Source organism: Rhizobium sp. SVR5-9E (assembly GCF_056755095.1).
The window spans coordinates 1-244 of record NZ_JBNDHS010000629.1; the positions used below are offsets into that span (position 1 = coordinate 1).

At 57.4% G+C, this 244-nt stretch carries 1 protein-coding gene; it reads right to left on the reverse strand.

The window, feature by feature from the left end:
* Nucleotides 1-240: toxin VasX (locus ACPYOJ_RS36330; RefSeq protein WP_481420533.1), on the reverse strand; the 240-nt coding region annotated here is incomplete at its 3' end.
* Nucleotides 241-244 lie beyond the last annotated feature (4 nt).

The window sequence follows — 244 nt, forward strand, 5'->3', positions numbered from 1 at the left end:
TTCAAGCACCGTGTAGGCGCGAAGTCGGCGGCGCCTTTCGTCATAGGTGTACAGATAGCCCGGTCGCAACGCCCGCAACGTGTATTTGGCTGTCGCAACCGATTGTGGCGCGCGACTATCGATCTTGAAATTACCGGACAATCCCGGTGCCTTGGCCGCGCCACGCGGGCATGCAACTGCGTACCGTACAGGATAAAACAGCAGCGACTTGCGATCACACAACGGACAACTAGCGGTCATGATT